The sequence below is a fragment of the Faecalicatena contorta genome (genome assembly GCF_022835095.1).
Classification (GTDB): domain Bacteria; phylum Bacillota; class Clostridia; order Lachnospirales; family Lachnospiraceae; genus Faecalicatena; species Faecalicatena contorta.
Genome location: NZ_BQNQ01000001.1, coordinates 3,208,103 through 3,227,161, shown reverse-complemented (window position 1 = coordinate 3,227,161; position 19,059 = coordinate 3,208,103). Strand labels below are relative to the sequence as shown.

Genomic DNA, 19,059 nt, shown 5'->3' with positions numbered 1-19,059 from the left:
AAAATGTATATTGACACGTCACATAACTGTATGCTATCATTGTTGCGTAATAAGCGACAAGGAGGTGTGAAATGATAGACACAAGTAGGTTGGTTGGAATTATTTATTCAAGAGGACTATCACGTGCTAAAGTGGCGAAAAAACTGGGGATTACACCAAAAACCTTTTATGAAAAGATGAAAAAGGGAGTTTTTACAAGCACGGAAATAGAGGCTATGATAGTTATGTTGGATATTGATGCCCCAATGGAAATTTTTTTTAGTCAAGTAGTCGCTCTAGAAGCGACAAGAGGGAAAGGAGAGAAGTAATGACGAACGAGATAATGAAAGACAAATTAAATCGGACACCGATAGAAATTGCGCTGGGGATTGATGAAAAAGGAATGACTACGGCAAAGAAACTGTATGAGTTCTTGGAATTGCATCCTGCTTCATATGCGAGGTGGTATAAAAGCAATATTGCAGATAATGAGTTTGCGGAGGAAAATGTAGACTTTTTCCCATTCAACACAAATGCTGAATGCGGAGGTCAGGCTTCAAAGGATGCGAAACTGACAGCCCGTTTTGCAAAGAAGTTATCCATGACCCAAAAGAACCAGAAGGGAGAAGAGGCCAGAGATTACTTTACAAGAGTAGAGGATGGCGCAAAGGAGATGGTTCTCCAGATGCAGGAAATGTCCCCACAGCTCCAGTTTATGATAAAAGTGGAATTGGAGCAGAAACGGCAAGGGAAAGAGCAGGAGCGGCAGGCTAAAGAGTTGGAGGACGTTAAGGAAAATCAGAAGGCTATTACTCAGGCTCTGTCACGGCCAGTAGAGAAAAGTTTCCGCGAGTGGGTAAATGGCAGCCTATCGGCAATAGCAGAGAGTTCAGGTTTTCAATACATAGGAAGTATGCAGGACAGGCACCGCGCTGTGAGAACAGAAAGTTATGATCGGCTCAACCGCAAACGTCCGTGTCGATTAGATCAGAGACTCGACCGGGCAAAGGGAGAGGCAGCAAGGGCGGGAGCTACAAAGACCCAAATTAAGGACATAACCAAATTAACAGTAATTGAGGGCGATAAGGATTTAAAGCCTGTGTATGAAGCTGTCATCCGGGAGATGCTGGTGGTCTATAAAGTAAATATATAGCCGGGATGAAAACGCTGATTATTGGGTTCTCGTACTAAAACACGAAAACGTTCAAGGATGTTTAGTAAGTCTGTAAAGTTGAAGTGTACCTTGAAAACTGAATAGCAACAGTAAACATGCGCGATGTGAGTAAAGAAAGGAGAATTAAATGAAAGAGAATGAATTAGTAGTAAAGAATGTATCATTTTGTGGAGCTGAATTATTAGCGGTGCAGGAGAAAGAAACAGGGAGGATTTACGCAGGAGTAAATTCAGTTTTACGAGAGATCGGATTTGATGAAGGGCAGATAAGATATCGCAGAGATAAGTGGTCGGAAGATAAAGTACTCTTCAAAGGGGTGCGAAAATTTTTACACCCCTCTATCGGTGGCGGAAAACAGGAGACATATTGTATTGACATAAAGAAACTTCCGCTTGCTTTAGCAAAATTGGAAATCACACCGAAGATGGAAAATGAAATGCCAGAATTATCTGAAAAATTAGAAGTATATCAAGATAGATGTGCAGATGTTTTAGCAGATGCCTTTTTGCCAAAGGCTCAGGTGGGTGGAACTGGTAAAAGCGAATCATCATCAGAAGAAAGATATCGCATTATGGACATGAATGCCCGTTCCCGGATGGCACAGACATATCTAAGAATTGGAGAAATAGCCACATTATCACCTACATATAAGAATGTTATCGCATCTAAGGCGTGTGAAATTTTGGCGGGAGAGCAGATTATTCCATTACCTAAAGTAGAGCAGCGAAAGACGTATACAGCCAAGGATATTGGGGATATGTTTGGTATTTCTGCAAATATGGTAGGTAGAATTGCAAATCAGAATGATCTTAAAACCGAGGAATACGGGGAATACCGACGCGATAAAAGTAGGAATTCAGCACATGAGTGTGATACATGGGTGTATTTTGAAACTGTGATTCCAGAGTTTGAACGGATTTTAGGAAAAGGAGAGGGAGAATGATTAAAGAAGCAGATTTTTTAGAGCATCTGAAAAACAGGGAAGAATATCCAGAGCCATTCTTATACATAAGCGACATTATGGAACAGGCAGGTGTTGGAAATTATAGTCGTATTTGTTCAAATCGGATTGCGGATGCGGGGCTTTTTGATAATAGCCATGTTTTATTAGATCTTATTGGAGAACGAATAGGAGAAATTCTGATAGATCGAATTGGGTTGCGCAAATGTCATGGCATATTGGATTCCTACATACCAGAAGATAAATACGAATTATATCAAGAATATATGGATCTTTTGAGTACAGAATATGGATACAATAATGACGTAATTAAATATCTCAATAGCCTTAATATTTCAGAGCTGAGAAGAATACTGAATGAGGCGCAAGAAAAAGTTGAGAAGTACCCAGAAATCGAAAGGATTCTTCCGTGGATCAAAACAGAGATCAGTAGCCGAAAAACGAGGATGATATTTAAACGAAAAGGTATTCAGAAAGTACGGAGTGCAAAGGACTACTTAAAATACCGTCCGGGTGTGCGGATATTAAAACGAGCTGTTAAAGAATGCATTGATAATAAAGAGCCAGATCAATGTTATCGGGAGTTTAAAGTTAGTAAGGACCGAATAGCATGCATGAGAAAACATAAGTGGATCGCGTATATGGATGCGTACGATAGGTTCGTAGAAAAATACAATGGAAATGTGGAAGTGTCTAAGTTATCACATGAAGAAGTTTTGAAATATACATATTTAGGTATCAAAAGATATGGGCTGTATTATCGTGACCAGCCTAAATCAAAAACTCCATATACTGTTAGGAGTGAATTTATTAGATTATCTAATGTCTTGGAGGCGTTAAGTCGCCTGACTCCGTTAGAGTTACGGCAGATGTTTCCGGTAGACAAGGTATATGACGGTGACAAGTATGGAATTAAGGATTACTTCTACACGATAGAAAAGATTTCCAAAATTGATCAGGACAAGCCCATCTATATCGCCAGTAATATAGAGTCAATATTATGGAACTACGAAAATGTAAATATACGGATGTTTGCAGTTCATTATACAGGAAATCTAGGTGACTGGAGCATATATCTGAATGATAACAGTAAACATGAGGATTTTTTCCTGAAATTAAAGGAAGGCGACAGCGATGATGCGAAGTAAGCTGCTCATCGTATAAACATCAGAATCAACGAAATGTGGCAAAAAAGTTTTTGCTTATCTAAATTATAGTTTAGTGGAGAAACCGTGGCACATCAAATTTATAGATACCCAATCACACAGATTCGTGAGCATGTGGCACACTACATAACTAAATCAAAATTTAGTTGATTAAAACACTGAAAAACCGCGGTTTCATGGGTTTTACAGGCATTTTAAAAGGTGGTAGTATTCGAAAAACAGGAGGAATTTCCTTCTAAATTTGGAGGAGTGGATTGCAGCAGAAGGGAGGGAGATCATGGCAGATTTAGATCAGGAGTTTAGCCCGGGGAGCGTGCCGATGAAAGTAGTATCCAAGGTAATGGGAATGAAGCCGGATACCATTCGTGACTGGATGGAAGCAGGCATACTTGATTTAGGGGCCATTCAAAAGGCCCGAAAAAAGCGTGGAAAGCGATCATACAGGAATACTTACATAAGCCCAAAGAAACTGTATGATCTGACAGGATACGTTTGGAAAGGAGAGAAAGAAGCAATTGAAGCAAAAAAAGAGTAAACACACACTTTGGTCGGTCGGGTGTTTACTCAATGAAAAGAACCTATTAACAATATGGATCTCTAGTACATTATAAGAGATTCCGCCTATATTATCAAGCGGAAAGGGATTTTTTTGTATGAAGAATGAATTAGTAACGATAAATAATCAGGAGCTGCCGGTTATTGAATGGAAAGGGCAGCGGGTAATTACAACAGCACAGCTTGCAAATGTATATGAGACAGATACAGATAATATTAAGAAAAATTTTCAAAGTAATAGGGAACATTTTTCTTCAGAAATGCATTATTTTTATCTTGTAGGGGATGAATTAAAAGCATTTAAGGACATGGTAACTGATTTTCCCCTTGTTGGAAAGAATGCAAATAAACTTTACCTCTGGACACGCCGAGGAGCAAGCCGCCATAGCAAGATGCTCGGTACAGATAAGGCTTGGGAACAATATGACGCCCTGGAAGAAAATTATTACAATCCTAGAGAAAATGTAATTGATAAGATACTTGAGAATCCTGATTTCGGGATCCAGTTGCTTACATCGTATAAGGTTGAGAAGGAAAAGAATAAAATCTTGCTGGAAGAGAACAAACGCATGAAGCCGAAAGAAATCTTTGCTGATGCGGTAGCTGTAGCGGATACGTCTATTCTTATCGGCGAACTGGCAAAACTGATGAGACAGAATGGTATTGATATTGGCCAAAACAGGTTATTTGCTTGGATGCGTGAAAATGGTTTCCTGATATCAAGGAAAGGGACAGATTATAATATGCCTACTCAGAAATCAGCCGATATGGAGCTGATCGAAATAAAAGAGCGCACGATCTGTAACCCTGATGGTACTAATAGAATCACAAAGACACCTAAAGTAACAGGAAAAGGCCAGCAATATTTTATTAACAAATTTCTGAATAATAGAGCGATAGAGGAGGTGTGCTGATATGAAAGATCATAAAGAGTACAAGCTAAAAAGGTGCCCGTTTTGCGGCGGGGAAGCTGAAATGAAACAGAATGAATTCGTGGGGCACCAGAGAGTATACATACAATGTACATCATGTCACGCCGTCTCCTGTATCCAGACTGAGGGACAAACAATGGCTTTTAAGGATATTCCATCCAGATATGTGTCTATAGACGAATGCAGGCAAAAGTCGGTTGAAAGATGGAACAGGCGCGCCAGAGAAGGATACGTGGTTGTCGCAGGAGGAGTGACAGTATGAATGAATTAAAAAGATTGATGGATGAGCTGATACATGAATTATATAAGATGGACATTGAAGAACTCTATGAACTTAAAAAAGTGTGGGCTATGGAGATGAAGGAATTAGGACTTGATGAAAGATTACAGGCTTTTTGCATTAAGGCGGTGGATTTAGTTATTGAAAAGAAGGTAGCGAAGAGTTAAGAGGAGGAAAGGGTTTTATGAACAGGATAGATAAAGGGTTTAATCGAATTGTGTATGAAAGCATCACGGCATTATTGCAGAAGGATACTGCAGATTATGAGCAGACAAGGCTCATTATGCTGTCATATAAGAGTAATGACGAAAAGATCAAGGATTATCTGCGGAAGCTGTTTCAATTCACCGACATGCACAGGCCGCTTCTGATTGAGATGAAAGAAGGTGCTGTGTGATGGATAAGGGAAAAATATTTGAGAAGCTGATTCATCTGGCCGGAAGGAACGGGTTGCAAGTGAAATTTGCGCCACTACAGTGCAATTACGGACGGCTGAAATGCGACAAGGTAGGAATTGCGAATGATATGGGGATCGAACAGATAAATTATACGCTTGCTCATGAACTGGCTCACGTATATCTGCACTATGACAAGGGCAATATTCTTGGAAATGATGGAGCTTATGAAGAACAGGCTGACAGAGCGGCACGGATGTTATTGGATATTGCTCAGATAATATAACTGCCTTCTGGGGGACGGTGCGCCAACACCCAGCCCTCGGCGGCAGGAATCTATACAGATTTAACCGAAGCGGGGAATCCCGTTACGGTCGCAGAATCAGGGATTGCGTTGCAGAAACGATAATAAGTATTAGAAGGACGGTATAAAAATGTCAGAAAAAATGGAAGTGGTAAGGATAAAACCGTGTGATTTGAATAAAGGGCAGGTTTTCCGGTTGAATTACCAGTACAAAACAGAGCTTGGAGATTTTGTTGTGTTGGGAAACTCAACGGCAAATAAGCTGTTTGTAAATGAGGCAGTTCCGGAAGAAGATATTGAGAAATTTCTTCAGATTTGCTGTTACGAAGGAGAGGCGATAAATGATGATACTTCACCTGTAGCTGGGACAAGTGATTATATTTATGAGAAATATGGGTGGACTGTATGGCGCATCCTGCGGGATGAATATTTTAAGCGCAGAAAAAAGCGGGAAAAGATAAAAGCTAAATTGGCAGCATGCCGTTACTTTAAGTTGATTGAGGAATATAGAAGATCAGAAGATTCTGAGATCAGCTTTCATAATGCAGAATATGTGGCTTATGAGCTGGAAGTGATTGCCAACAACACCGGGAGGAAGACCGTGAATAATTGCGTAGGAATTGGTACTGAATACGTGTTCTTACTTGGCTATTTAATCGGAAAAGGCATTATTAATATAAAGGAGGAGCAAGGGGATGCAGCAACAGTTTAATAAAGAGGAAGTAAAAAGGGCCGTACTGGATTATATTTCTGAGAATAAACAGGTAAGTTATAAAGAGTTAGAGTGGTTTTTCAATGATAAGCAGATCCCGTTCAAAGGGGAATTTGATATTCTATCAGAAAAATGTGATCACATTGTATTTTGGACGGGGTGGAACGAAGAAATTCATGAGGTACTTGGGGAATTGATTGACGAGGAGTACATTCACCGGGAACCGACGGCGATTTTTACATATATAACAGACGGCGGGGTATTAAAGATGCCGCTTGTGAAGCAGAATAGGGATTACAAGACAGATCATTGGCTGCCAACGGTATTTTGTATAGGACCCGAATAATAATAGATTTGAGAGGTGATGGCAAGTTGTCGGATAACAGAGGATGGATAAAAATATATAGGGAGCTGCTTGATAAGCCTATCTGGCAACTGTCCACAAAAGAGCAGAAGGTCATTCTTATTACACTTCTTATGATGGCAAACCATAAGGCTAAAAAATGGGAGTGGAACGGACAGCAATTTGAATGTGAACCCGGGCAGTTTGTGACCAGTATAGCAAAAATATCAGAGAAATCTGGAAATGATATTAGTTCTCAAAATGTCAGGACTGCTCTAAAAAGATTTGAAAAACTCAATTTTCTAACAAACGAGTCAACAAAGACGGGAAGGCTGATAACCATTGTAAATTGGGAGGTTTATCAGGGTTATGACGAAGAGGGTAACAAAGGTGCTAACAATGAGCTAACAAAGACCTCACAAAGACCTAACAAAGGCCTAACAACTAACAAGAATGATAAAGAAGATAAGAATGAAAAGAAAGAAAATATATATAGTGATCCATTCGAATCTTTTTGGAGGATGTACCCACGGAAGAAAGTAAAACAGAAGGCTTTCAAATGTTATTGTGCCAGACTCAAAGAAGGATTTAGCGATGAACAATTAGAGGGAGCTGCAAAACGATATGCAGAAGAGTGTTCAGATTTAAACAAGGAAGAAAAGTTTATACAGCTCCCGGCAACATTCCTCGGGCCGAACAGACCGTTTGAAGATTATTTATGCGTCAGCCAAGAGGAAGGCCGGGAAGAAAAAATAATGGATGATGGGAGGATTATTGAATGATATTCGACGAAGCGCAGGTGAGAAAGACCATTACGATAATGAAGCCGGCGGAAAAGCTCTTTGAAATTAGGATCCTTGTAGCAAAATCAAATTACAGTGGTTATTTCAGGGACCCAGATACGCTTATTTCTTGTCTGAAGAGAATGCCTGGGGAAATGAACGGTATCTACATAACACTTAATTCAATTAAGGATGAATGTTATTCAAGGGAACAGCGTAATGCATTTGTGAAGAATATAAAAAATACAACGTCAGATACAGATATAAAATGCTATGACTGGCTGATGGTTGATATTGACCCTGAACGCGCGTCTGGTACATCATCCAGTCACGAGGAGATTGAGCTTGCAAAGGTTAAGGCAAATGAAGTATATGTGTATTTAAAAAATAACGGATTCGAAGAGCCGATTGTTGCCATGAGTGGCAATGGCGTGCATCTTCTGTATTACATAGGCCTGGAGGCAAATAAGGAAAACCAGAAAATTGTAAAAGACTGCCTGACGGTCCTGAGCCTCTTCTTTTCCGATGATAAGATCAAGGTTGATACAGCTAATTTCAACCCGGCCAGAATATGCAAACTTTATGGTACGATGGCAAGGAAAGGCGCAGATACGCCAGAGCGCCCACATAGGCTAAGCCAAATAATAAAGGCACCTGAAAGTCCAGTTCAGAACAGAAAGGCCTTGTTGGAAAAATTAGCCGGGAACCTGCCGCAGCCAGAACAGCCGCAAAAATACAATAGATACAATCCACAGCAATTTGATTTAGTAGACTGGATGGGCCAGCATGGCATATCCTACAGAGCGGAAGGCTATGCAGGGGGAACGAAATATATACTGGAGCACTGCCCATTTGACAGCGGTCATAAAGAAAAAGATGCTTGTATCTTCCAAATGTCAAATGGAGCAATAGGCTTTCACTGTTTTCACAACTCATGTTCAGACAAAACATGGCGGGATGTAAGACTTTTCTATGAGCCAGATGCTTATGATGGGAAAGATTATTTTCAGGAAGTCCGTAGGCCTAATTATAAGAATCCAAACTATGTTGTTGAAAAAGTGGAAAAAGCAAAGGAAGTCGATGGGCAGCCGGTATTTTATACAACAGAGCAAATCCGATTGCTAAAAACACCGCCGGAAGAATTTATTAAGACCGGAATAACAATGCTGGATTCAAAATTGAGAGGGCTTAAAAAAGGATTTGTTACCTGTTTGAGCGGATTACGTGCCTGCGGGAAATCAAGTCTCATTTCTCAGCTTACGGTAGAGGCGGCAGATCAGGGTTACAGGACGGCGCTATTCAGCGGTGAGCTGACAGCGAAGAACCTGTTGAGATGGCTACTACTTCAATCCGCAGGAAAGAACTACGTTGTGGAAACACAGTATGATAATTATTACAGAGTATCCCAGGGATATGACGAAGTGATATCGAAATGGCTGGATGAGATGGTCTATGTATATAATAATTATTACGGAAACGATTTTACTAACATAATGGAGCAGATTCAGAAATGTGTCGTAGAGCATAAGGTTGACCTAATTATATTGGATAATATGATGGCGCTTAATATATCAATGCTGGAGCATGACAAATATCAGCAGCAGAGTAAATTTGTGGAATACCTGGAGGATTTCGCAAAGCGCAACAATGTGCATATTCTATTTGTGGCTCATCCTAGAAAATCACAAGGATTCCTACGTCTGGATGATATATCTGGAAGTAATGATATTGTAAACCGAGTGGATAATGCTTTGATCCTTCATAGAGTGAATGAGGATTTTAAGAGACTGTCGAAAGAAATGTTCAAATGGAAAGCCGAGAACCCGTTATATTATTGTTCGAACGTAATTGAAATATGCAAGGACAGAGATGGTGGCGTACAGGACGAGTTTATTCCATTGTATTTTGAAATTGGATCAAAGCGGCTTAGAAATGACTTGGCAGAATATAAAACATATGGATGGATGGAAAATACGGATGGTTTCGTTACAGATTTTGACGATGATATACCATTTGATGTCGAAGAGATGGGGGCAGTAGATAATGACAGCGAAAGAAATGGAAATCAAGCAAGTTCATCAAATGATAACTGATTGCTGGAGGCTATACAAAGAGTATTTTTCAAAGGATTTAATCGATGATGAGCTTGAGCAGATTCGTGATGAAGCTTGTGAGTTAGCTAAGAAATACGAAAACCACAGTTTTGCAAATGCCATGATCTGTGCGGTGGTTAATGAGCTGGGAGAAATAGGGAAAAGAAAAAGGTAGCGAGAAGGAGGCGAAGATATATGACACTAAAGGAATTATTCAGTGTGCAGGCTGATTTAAATAAATTAAAGAGCCTGAGTATGGAACTTGCAAATCTGGAGGAGTTTAATCCGTACAGGAATAACGTCATAACGGACATGCCGAAAGGAGGACAGGGTAAAGATGTCACTGCGTGGTATATCGAGGAGAAGGAACGGCTGAGAGGGAAGATAAAAACTTATGAGGAGAAGCTTCGGAGGGACAGAGCGAAGGTGGAGGCGTTTATTGCGGCAGCGCCTCATCCAGAAAGTGAAATCATTCGTTATCGTGTAATAAATGATTTGAGTTGGGATGATATCGGGGCGATTGTTGGGTATAGCAGAAGTTGGGTATCAAAAGTATTTTACAGGTACATAAAGAAGACCGAAAAGACCGAAAGTTCCCTTGATTCCCAGTCAAGAGTATGATATAGTTATTCTAGAACGATTGGATCAATTGTTCGGTGGTGTTTTCTCAATAACAAAGCCGTTTACCGGCAGAATAGCAGATTGAGCCCTTGTGGTTAATAAGGCAGTACTGTACGGGCGTCAGGGTTCCAGAATGGAGTAGGCCGATATAGGGCTTAGCTTTCCTTTGGCGCCGGAAATAAAGATTTTTTCGGAAGCATGATCCTCCTTCATACACATATTAAAGAACGTCCTGCATGAAAATGTGGGGCGTTTTTATATGGAGAAATGACGAATAAGGTGCTATAATATCCTCATGTACTTATGAGGAGGAAAGAATATGAGGTTGTTTAGCATGTATTTTTTATGCAAGGAATATACAGAGTGTGTAGAAGAAATGATATTAGAAACACGGCAGGTTAGTGGGAACACCGTAAAAGTTCTTCCGAATTGGTTGGAAAAGAGCAAAGTAATAAACAAAATAGCACAAGTAGGACCTATTAGAGAATATGCAAGGGCTCTATATGATGTTATACCTGCCGTATTCCAAGATATAGACCGGTTTGATGTGTCAGAGGCTACCGCACGAAAGTTTGAAATAGCAAAAAACAAGCTTTTAGTGGCAATGAAAACGGTTATAAATACGTACGAAGCCGTAAATAATAAAACAACCAGCGAGAAGTGTACGGGGTTCGATATTAAATTGCCGGCATATAACGACATAGGCGAGTTTGCCGCATGTTTGGAGGACTTGGACTTTGTAATAAAGCAGTGCCCATTTTTGAATGTTAAAGGGGTACAAATAAAGTATGGAAGCGTAGATGTTGGTTCTACATGGCTAACATTTTTAGTAACCGGAACAATGGCGGTATCCATACTTGAAAAATTGAGCAAGATAGTAGATCAAGCGGTTAAAATAAAATCACACGCAACCACCGTTAAGATGCAAGAAGAAGCACTGAGATCGATGGAGTTAAAAAATGAATTGGCGTCAGAGATGATTGATGCTTTTAAGAAAACAAATAAAGTGATTACAGATAAATACGTATCTGAATTAGAAAATGATTTGGGAAAGCTTAATGATGGGGAAGAAGTAGATAAAGCTGGGAGATGTCTAGAAAAACTTGCATTCTGGATGGATAAAGGTTTGCAGATTTATTCTGCAATTGATGCAGACAATGAGATCAAGGACTTATTTCCTGTTCAAGAGGATTTATCGTTTTTGTCAGACGATATACAAAAACTTATTGAAATGAAATCGACGGAATAATAACTAATAAACGAAGCATTCAGGCCGCCCTGGGTGCTTTTTCTATGCAATAAAATAACGGGGCATAGCTCAGCAGGCAGAGCAACTGGATTATATCCAGCGTGTCACCGGTTCGAACCCGGTTGTCCCTATTCGGAGCGCAAGTCAATAAGTGTTGCCTGGTATCCGGGTCTTAAATGGATTGGTGCACATCCGGCTTATTGCGACTCCAAGAATGACGGCAGTAAGTGTTGCCTGCAGAGCGGGCCTTAAATGGACTACGCGTGTCCGGCTTATTGCAGTCATAAAAACCTTGCCACGATTTCCCTTAAAATACCAGTGCCAATGCCGGCTGTGAACCGATAAGGCAAAGGGGAAAGCCTACGGGTGAGAAAGCATTGGCCGTCCAGTTTTGCGAGGTAGCTGGATAAGACAGCGGAGGAATGGAAAATATGCAGGGTAGCGCCCTGTGTCTCGGTTCGATTCCGGGCCCTCCCATTACCCATGTTTTTGTTGCGGTTGTTCATGGGTGTAACTAATAACAATAATTCAAAAAGTCATTGTTCAACTTAGTATTCAGCATTGGGCATGTGTCGTACAAGAACCGCAACAGTGCAGGCCGTCACTACCCGGCGGCCTGTATCTCAGAAGGGAGGTGAGCCTGAATGACAAAAAAACAAAAATTATTTGTAGAAGAATATCTGATAGACTTGAATGCCACTCAGGCAGCCATAAGGGCGGGGTACAGCCCAGATACAGCAAAAGAGATTGGGTGTGAGAACTTAACAAAACCTAACATTCGCGCGTGCATAGACAGGGAAATGGCAGAGCGGTCCAAGCGGACAGGAGTCAATGCGGACCGGGTTGTGCAGGAGCTGGCCAAGATCGCATTCGTGAATGCTGTAGATGTAATTGACCCAAAGACAGCAACAGTCAAGGAAGACGCCCTTTCAGAAGATACCGCGGCTATCCAATCGGTTAAGGTAAAAACATTCGGCGATGATGGCCTGGAGCGTGAAATAAAGATGGCGGATAAGCTCAAGGCGTTGGAGCTCCTGGGCAAGCATATGGGAATGTTTAAAGACAAAGTTGAGCTGTCAGGCGTACTGGATTCCGAGAAGACAAAGTTGGATGACTTGCTCCAGCAGATGAGGGGCGATGGATAGTGAGTGATGAGAGATTGCTGTTGTCCGAAAAGTACAAGGCATTCCTCCGCTGTGATGCACCAGTAGAATTTCTGGAAGGGACTACAGCCGCGGGAAAGACAACCGTAGGACTGTTTAAGTTCATGCTTAAGGTGGCGGAGAGTCCAAAAAAGCTGCACATTCTTGCTGCCGATGATACCGGCGCCGCCGAGAAGAATATTATACAAAAGGATCTGGGCATCCTGGATGACTTCGGCGTGTTGGTGGAGTACAAGGGCAATGGATCCGGAGAGTACAAGATGCCACACATCCTTTTCCATACGTCCGGAGGCGACAAGATTATATTTGTCGTCGGGTATGGAAACAAGCGCAAGTGGAAAGATGCCCTGGGTGGCCAGTACGGCTGTCTGTATATTGACGAGATTAACACGGCGGATATTGAATTTGTTCGTGAGTCGGCCATGCGTAGCGATTACTTGATGGCTACCCTTAACCCGGATGATCCGAATCTGGATGTGTACAAGGAGTATATCAACTGTTCCCGTCCGCTTCCCGAATGGGAGGACGAGACGCCGCAGGAAATTAGAGATGAATTGAAAGAGGAACCAAAACCCGGCTGGGTTCATTGGTTCTTTTCTTTTGCCCACAACCTGGGACTTCCAAAAGAAAAGCTGGAGCGGATCATCCAGAACACGCCACCTGGCACAAAGATCTGGAAAAATAAGATAAAGGGCCTGCGTGGAAAAGCAACGGGCCTGATCTTCCCGAACTTTGACCGGGCAAAACATGTAGTAACCGTTGCATGGGTGAAACAGCAGGTTAAAGCGGGGAAGATACAATTCAAGAAATTTACGGTCGGCCTGGATACATCATATTCCAGCAAGTCTCCGGATACGATTGCCATGATATTCCAAGGCATCACGGAAGATCGTAAGCTGATCACGTTGGCGGAGAAGACATACAGCAATGCTGATCTGGATCAACCGCTGGCACCTTCCGATACGGCGGTTAAATTCGTGCCCTTCCTGGAGCAGTGCCGCAAAGATTGGGGATTTGCGAAAGATACATTTGTTGACTGCGCAGATGCAGCGACGATTACGGAGCTACGTAAGTACAAGCGCCTGCACGGATGCATGTACAATTTTATAGAGTCATACAAAAAAGTGGAGATTATCGACCGTATTAAACTGCAGCTAGGTTGGATCCAGCAGGGGTGCTATCTGGTTGTCGATACCTGCAGGGAGCATCTGGGAGAGCTTGACCGATACAGCTGGGATGAGGACAAGGACATCCCGGAGGATCGCAATGACCATACGATTAACGCCAATCAGTACGCATGGATCCCGTACCGGCAGACGATTGGATTCGAGGAGGATGAGAAATGAGGTGGACAGAAAGATTGAGCAACAACATCAAAAAAGGACTGCGTAGCTGGCTCCAGATAACACCGTCAAACCCCTATGCCATACAGATCAATGAGGTGATGGACTTTGAACTGTCCGCAATCCGGAACCGGATCTGGTACCGTGGTGACGGAAATGAGCTGGAACAAATGTATCAGCAGAATCCAGAGTATGCGGATAAGACAAAGTTCTGGGCGAGCCGGTGCAGTCCAGGCATGGATATGCGTAAGATCCACACAGGCTTACCTGGACTGATCGTGCGGACGCTCAACAGTATTGTCGTAGCTGACATGAACGACTTTGAATTTGAGAAGGACACGCACAAACAACTTTGGGAAAAGATTGAAAAAGACAACAAATTCCGAAAGAAGTTTGAGAAGTCCCTGAAAGAAGTACTGTACATTGGAGACGGGGCCTACAAGATCACAATTGATACGGACATCAGCCAGTATCCTCTTCTTGAATGGTACCCAGGGGAGAAGATAGAGCTTGTGCAGCACAGGGGCCGCTTAAAAGAAGTGGTGTTTAAGACCGCATATACTGTCAATACACAGCAATATGTTCTACACGAGCATTACGGATACGGGTATATAAATAACCATCTGTATCGCGGCGAAAATGAGGTTCCGCTGACAGATATTGATGAAACAAAAAACATCAAGGACGTAACGTTTGATAAGTCGGTGATCTTGGCGGTGCCACTCCAAATTTATGAAAATACGAAATATGAGGGTCGTGGAGGCTCTATTTTTGATGGCAAGTTAGATAGCTTCGACGCCTTTGACGAGGCATGGAGCCAATGGATGGATGCGCTCAGGGCAGGCAGGGCAAAGACCTATATCCCGGAGTGCCTGGTGCCGCATGACCCGGAAACTGGGCGGGTCATACATCCCAATCCGTTCGACAACAGATATTTTGCTGCCGACGGAGACATGCGGGAAGGACAGAAAAATGTCATCGAAACCACTCAGCCAGCCATACCACACGATAGCTATTTGGCAAGCTACGTGACAGCGCTTGACTTATGCTTACAAGGCGTAATCAGTCCATCCACTCTTGGAATTGATGTGAAAAAGCTGGATAATGCTGAGGCGCAGCGGGAAAAGGAGAAAGCTACCCTTTACACGCGGAATGCTATTATCGAAGCATTACAGGAAACATTGCCGGAACTGGTATCAACATGCATCAATGCCTATAACATCCTGCATAAGATGGCGATTGAAGCGGTTGAGGTGGAGATTCCGTTCGGAGAGTATGCGAACCCCTCTTTTGAGAGCCAGGTCGAGACTGTAGCTAAAGGAAAGCAGGGCGGTATCATGAGTATCGAGGCGGCAGTAGAAGAATTGTATGGGGATAGCAAGGATGAAGACTGGAAAGCCGAAGAGGTGAAGCGCCTAAAAACTGAACAGGGGCTTTTGGAAACAGACGAGCCCAGTGTTGCGGGGATGGACGGATTAATACAGGAACTTCCAAACGAACCAGCAGAGGGGACACCGAAAGCAGGTGATTAGTCATGTCAAAAAAAAATCGGCAGGATGATGCATACAATCTCCGGAGTGTCTTTGAGGAAATGGAGCTTGATCTTGTACGCAGTTTACGACGTAACCTTAAACGTCATGAACAGGAAGAAAAAAAAGAAGGTTTTCGCTGGGAGATGTGGCAAAGGGCAAAGCTGCGGAACCTACAAAAATATCGAAAAGAAAGTAAAAATACTGTGGATAAAATAAGTCCTGAGGTGGAGCGGGTTGTAAATGAGGCGCTGGAAGGCAGCTATCAGCGTGGACAGAATTTATTTAACCGGATTTTGGATAGTATAAAATCCATCTTTTTTAAGCGAAAGCGGGTCAAGCTTCCAAAAAGTATAGAAATCCACAAGCCATCGACACCTCCTCCGGATGAACAAGATTTTTTTGGCGTGAACAAAAATAAGATAAATGTTATGCAGGAAGAGGCTGAAAAGGTAAGTCCACAGGAAGAGATCCCAGCAGTAGAAAAACCAGAGGACTTGCCCACGCAAGAGAAAGAATCTAAACTGGATAATTCGCCAGCAGATAAACAGGAACCAGAAGAAATTGGAGGTACTTTCCATCCTGATGGGAAGGAAAAAGCACTCCCTGAGGGCTCCAACGATATCAAACTGGATGATATGAAGAAAAAAGTGGTACACGACCTGAAAGAAGCCCAAAAGGCCGTATGGAGGCGGATGGATGACATATACCGGCAGACTGTTTACAGGGCAGGTATGAACATGGCTGCAGGGGTTAAGACGCTTGATCAAGCTATCGATATGGCAACGAAGGAGTTTCTGGACGCAGGTATTGACTGCATAGAGTACAAGAACGGCCGCCGTGTCAATATAGCCAGCTACGCAGAGATGGCGCTTAGGACGGCCTCACACCGAGCAATGCTTTTAGGTGAAGGAAAAAAACGGGATGAGTGGGGCATACATACAGTTGTGGTATCGGCCCATGCAAATACATGCCCTTTATGCGCTCCCTGGCAGGGGAAAGTGCTGGTGGATGATGTATTTAGCCACGTGTCCGCAAGGGAGGCAAAAGAACTAGGATATCCGCTCTTATCAGATGCAATGGAGGCTGGTCTGCTACATCCAAACTGCAGGCATACCATATCAACATACTTCCCGGGGATCACACAGCTTCCAGAAGTTACGGATACTAATAAGGCATTAAATACATACAGGGCAGAGCAGAAACAACGAGAATTTGAGCGGAAGATCAGAAAGTGGAAACGGAAAGAAGAAGGGTCTTGTGATCCTGTGAACATAAGTCAAGCACGGAAAAAAGTCAAACAGTATCGAGATGAGCTGGAAGAGCATATGGACAGGCACCCGGAACTGCGCCGGGATTACGACAGAGAAAAAAACAGATGAATACTTGCGAATGGGAAAACAGCTTTAGAATAGAAAGGAGGATGGAGGCATTGGCTTGCAAAGGTGGTAAAAAAGGCAGGGGAAGATAGAGAGGCGGTGATCCAGATATCTCCCTTTAAGATGCAGGGTAATGCGTCTTATTTTTGTGTCCGAAGACATTAAACTACACGGAGACACCGGGTCAACAACTGTCCGTGCAGACAGCACATTAAAAACTGTAATGGAGAGACACTCTTACAACTGTCGAAAGGAGAAACAGAGATGAAGAATTTAATGAAACTGGATTTACAACACTTTGCGGAATCAGCAGGGAGTACAGAGTTACCCGCAGGAGGAACGCAGCAGACACAAACTCCACCGGCACAGCAGACCCAGGAGCTGGCTATCGACTATGAAAAACTGGCCCAGATTGTACAGGGGAAACAGTCAGTAGCGGAAGATAGTGCATTGAGAGGCTACTTAAAGCAGCAGGGATTATCAAAAGAGCAGATGGACCAGGCAATTACGACATTTAAGCAACAGCAGGCGGCTAATACCCCGGATGTAAACGCATTGCAGGCTCAGGCAGCACAGGCCCAGGCGGATGCGCAACAGGCGCAAATTCAGGCGGCGGCTACTATGGCAGCAGTCGGGCTTGGCATTGATGCAAAAACTATCCCGTATGTCCTTAAAATGGCAGATTTAAGCCAGGTTATGGGGGAAGACGGGAAGATCAATGATGAGACACTTAAAACTGTGCTGAATAAAGTCCTGGAAGATGTACCCGCATTGAAACCGGCGCCAGCAGGTCAGACAGGTTTCGTGCAGGTGGGCGCATCCGGCGGATCAGGGCAGCAGCAGACAACAGATGATGCCTTAAAAAAGGCATTTGGATTATAAGAAAGAGAGGAATTAATACATGGCAGTATATGATTATGCAACAACGTTTACACAGCTCCTGCAGCAGAAATATGCAAAAGAGTTGTGCTCTGATGCATTGACCCAGAGCAACCAGAGCGTGAAATTTATCAACGCTCAGACCATTAAATTGCCAAGAATGGCAGTAACTGGATATAAGGACCATACCAGGACGCCTGGATTTAATGCCGGTACCCTGAGCAACGACTGGGAGGCTAAGAAACTGGAACATGACAGAGACGTGGAGTTCTGGATCGATCCTATGGATATTGACGAGACTAACCTCGCATTGTCCGTGGCAAACATCCAGAATACTTTTGAGACAGAGCAGGCGATCCCGGAAAAGGACTCTTACCGGTTCTCAAAACTCCATGCAGAGCTTACGACATACTCTGGCCGGATTGATACGACTGTAATCACGGCGGCAAACTTTCTGGAGGCGTTTGATGAAGAAATGTCCCGTATGGATGAAGCAGCCGTACCAGAAGAGGGCAGGGTGCTGTACGTGACTCCGACAATAAATAAGATCGTGAAGGAAGCAGAGGGACTTCAGCGGGTTATGACAGTCACTTCTCCATCCACAATCAATCGAAAGGTGCACAGTCTGGATGATGTGACTATTAAGATGGTGCCAGCCGCAAGAATGAAGACAAAGTATGACTTTACAACCGGTTGCGTGGCTGCATCCGACGCGAAGCAGATTAACTGGATCCTGATCCATAACTCTTGTGTAGTATGCCGCGACAAATACAGCTATATCAAGCTCTTCACGCCAGGAACGGACAGCCGTACGGCAGACGGCTACCTGTATCAAAACCGAAACTATGGCGATTTGTTCTTGCTTGAGAAAAAGGTAGAAGGCTGTGCAATGAACGTAGAAGCAGCAGGTGCGTAGAGGAGGATCAGTATGAGGGCGACAAAAGGAAACAAGGAGTACATGATTGATGGCTCACAGCAAAAGGGATATCAGGATGCCGGTTTTGACATTCTAAACGAGCTAGGGGAAGTGGTTGCTTATGGGCGAGGAAAAACCGTGCCATATGACGAACACATGAGAGCCATTGCAGAGATTGAAGTGCTGCGGAAGAGGATTGCAGATCTCGAGTCTACCACGGATACAGCGGCAGCCGAAGAAGTGCACGACGTGATGGAGGTTGAACCGCCTAAGAAGGCGGGAATCAAGAAAGCGAGTGAGTAAC

General features: G+C 43.1%; 24 protein-coding genes and 1 tRNA gene. All 25 read left to right on the top strand.

The annotated features are described in order from the left end of the window. Positions 1-71: 71 nt before the first annotated feature. The 25 genes from MWG26_RS14470 to MWG26_RS14350 all read left to right on the top strand — a co-directional run bounded on the left by MWG26_RS14470 (position 72) and on the right by MWG26_RS14350 (position 19,058). The gene (locus MWG26_RS14470) at positions 72-308 is read left to right on the top strand and encodes a helix-turn-helix domain-containing protein (protein WP_153920168.1); all 237 of its coding nucleotides are present in this window, start codon (positions 72-74) and stop codon (positions 306-308) included. Continuing rightward, entirely contained in the window at positions 308-1,132 is an 825-nt protein-coding gene (locus tag MWG26_RS14465; RefSeq protein ID WP_153920170.1) for an antA/AntB antirepressor family protein, read from the top strand. Before MWG26_RS14470 ends, MWG26_RS14465 begins: the two co-directional genes overlap by 1 nt. A 148-nt stretch (positions 1,133-1,280) precedes the next feature. Beyond that, a complete protein-coding gene (locus tag MWG26_RS14460; protein WP_244062747.1) occupies positions 1,281-2,096 on the top strand; it encodes a phage antirepressor N-terminal domain-containing protein in 816 nt (271 codons plus the stop codon). Beyond that, positions 2,093-3,262, top strand: coding sequence for a hypothetical protein (locus MWG26_RS14455; RefSeq protein ID WP_244062746.1), 1,170 nt, complete (start codon positions 2,093-2,095; stop codon positions 3,260-3,262). The genes MWG26_RS14460 and MWG26_RS14455 overlap by 4 nt, the downstream gene beginning before the upstream one ends. Positions 3,263-3,521: 259 nt before the next feature. Further along, positions 3,522-3,815, top strand: a complete 294-nt coding sequence (locus MWG26_RS14450) for a MerR family transcriptional regulator (protein ID WP_244062745.1) — start codon at positions 3,522-3,524, stop codon at positions 3,813-3,815. Positions 3,816-3,933: 118 nt separating this feature from the next. Then, the gene (locus MWG26_RS14445) at positions 3,934-4,749 is read left to right on the top strand and encodes a phage antirepressor KilAC domain-containing protein (RefSeq protein ID WP_244062744.1); all 816 of its coding nucleotides are present in this window, start codon (positions 3,934-3,936) and stop codon (positions 4,747-4,749) included. Position 4,750: 1 nt separating this feature from the next. Further along, positions 4,751-5,029, top strand: a complete 279-nt coding sequence (locus MWG26_RS14440) for a Lar family restriction alleviation protein (RefSeq protein WP_244062743.1) — start codon at positions 4,751-4,753, stop codon at positions 5,027-5,029. Then, positions 5,026-5,214 carry a hypothetical protein gene (locus MWG26_RS14435; RefSeq protein WP_153920189.1) on the top strand — a complete coding sequence of 63 codons (189 nt, stop codon included), beginning with the start codon at positions 5,026-5,028 and terminating at the stop codon, positions 5,212-5,214. Before MWG26_RS14440 ends, MWG26_RS14435 begins: the two co-directional genes overlap by 4 nt. A gap of 17 nt (positions 5,215-5,231) precedes the next feature. Continuing rightward, positions 5,232-5,444, top strand: coding sequence for a hypothetical protein (locus MWG26_RS14430; protein ID WP_153920191.1), 213 nt, complete (start codon positions 5,232-5,234; stop codon positions 5,442-5,444). Further along, positions 5,444-5,728 carry an ImmA/IrrE family metallo-endopeptidase gene (locus MWG26_RS14425; protein WP_153920193.1) on the top strand — a complete coding sequence of 95 codons (285 nt, stop codon included), beginning with the start codon at positions 5,444-5,446 and terminating at the stop codon, positions 5,726-5,728. The genes MWG26_RS14430 and MWG26_RS14425 overlap by 1 nt, the downstream gene beginning before the upstream one ends. 148 nt (positions 5,729-5,876) lie before the next feature. Further along, a complete protein-coding gene (locus MWG26_RS14420; RefSeq protein WP_153920195.1) occupies positions 5,877-6,458 on the top strand; it encodes a hypothetical protein in 582 nt (193 codons plus the stop codon). Next, positions 6,442-6,804 carry a hypothetical protein gene (locus tag MWG26_RS14415; RefSeq protein ID WP_153920197.1) on the top strand — a complete coding sequence of 121 codons (363 nt, stop codon included), beginning with the start codon at positions 6,442-6,444 and terminating at the stop codon, positions 6,802-6,804. Before MWG26_RS14420 ends, MWG26_RS14415 begins: the two co-directional genes overlap by 17 nt. Positions 6,805-6,830: 26 nt before the next feature. Continuing rightward, entirely contained in the window at positions 6,831-7,583 is a 753-nt protein-coding gene (locus MWG26_RS14410) for a hypothetical protein (protein ID WP_244062742.1), read from the top strand. A gap of 38 nt (positions 7,584-7,621) precedes the next feature. Further along, positions 7,622-9,676 (top strand): DnaB-like helicase C-terminal domain-containing protein, encoded by a 2,055-nt coding sequence (locus MWG26_RS14405; RefSeq protein ID WP_309295988.1) that lies wholly within the window; start codon positions 7,622-7,624, stop codon positions 9,674-9,676. Next, entirely contained in the window at positions 9,627-9,851 is a 225-nt protein-coding gene (locus MWG26_RS14400) for a hypothetical protein (RefSeq protein WP_153920202.1), read from the top strand. Before MWG26_RS14405 ends, MWG26_RS14400 begins: the two co-directional genes overlap by 50 nt. Before the next feature lie 20 nt (positions 9,852-9,871). Continuing rightward, positions 9,872-10,297, top strand: a complete 426-nt coding sequence (locus MWG26_RS14395) for a hypothetical protein (protein ID WP_244062741.1) — start codon at positions 9,872-9,874, stop codon at positions 10,295-10,297. A gap of 319 nt (positions 10,298-10,616) precedes the next feature. Next, positions 10,617-11,546, top strand: a complete 930-nt coding sequence (locus tag MWG26_RS14390) for a hypothetical protein (RefSeq protein ID WP_244062740.1) — start codon at positions 10,617-10,619, stop codon at positions 11,544-11,546. A gap of 58 nt (positions 11,547-11,604) precedes the next feature. Further along, positions 11,605-11,677, top strand: a tRNA-Ile gene (locus MWG26_RS14385). Positions 11,678-12,190: 513 nt separating this feature from the next. Continuing rightward, entirely contained in the window at positions 12,191-12,691 is a 501-nt protein-coding gene (locus MWG26_RS14380; RefSeq protein WP_240285787.1) for a terminase small subunit, read from the top strand. Then, the gene (locus MWG26_RS14375) at positions 12,691-14,055 is read left to right on the top strand and encodes a terminase (RefSeq protein WP_244062739.1); all 1,365 of its coding nucleotides are present in this window, start codon (positions 12,691-12,693) and stop codon (positions 14,053-14,055) included. The genes MWG26_RS14380 and MWG26_RS14375 overlap by 1 nt, the downstream gene beginning before the upstream one ends. Then, positions 14,052-15,584, top strand: a complete 1,533-nt coding sequence (locus tag MWG26_RS14370) for a capsid protein (protein WP_153920210.1) — start codon at positions 14,052-14,054, stop codon at positions 15,582-15,584. Before MWG26_RS14375 ends, MWG26_RS14370 begins: the two co-directional genes overlap by 4 nt. A 2-nt stretch (positions 15,585-15,586) precedes the next feature. Further along, positions 15,587-16,963, top strand: coding sequence for a phage minor capsid protein (locus tag MWG26_RS14365; protein ID WP_153920212.1), 1,377 nt, complete (start codon positions 15,587-15,589; stop codon positions 16,961-16,963). Between the two features lie 261 nt (positions 16,964-17,224). Continuing rightward, a complete protein-coding gene (locus MWG26_RS14360; protein WP_153920214.1) occupies positions 17,225-17,842 on the top strand; it encodes a hypothetical protein in 618 nt (205 codons plus the stop codon). 19 nt (positions 17,843-17,861) lie between these two features. Then, entirely contained in the window at positions 17,862-18,755 is an 894-nt protein-coding gene (locus tag MWG26_RS14355) for a capsid protein (RefSeq protein ID WP_153920216.1), read from the top strand. A 12-nt stretch (positions 18,756-18,767) separates the two neighbouring features. Next, positions 18,768-19,058, top strand: a complete 291-nt coding sequence (locus tag MWG26_RS14350; protein WP_153920218.1) for a hypothetical protein — start codon at positions 18,768-18,770, stop codon at positions 19,056-19,058. Position 19,059: the final 1 nt, after the last annotated feature.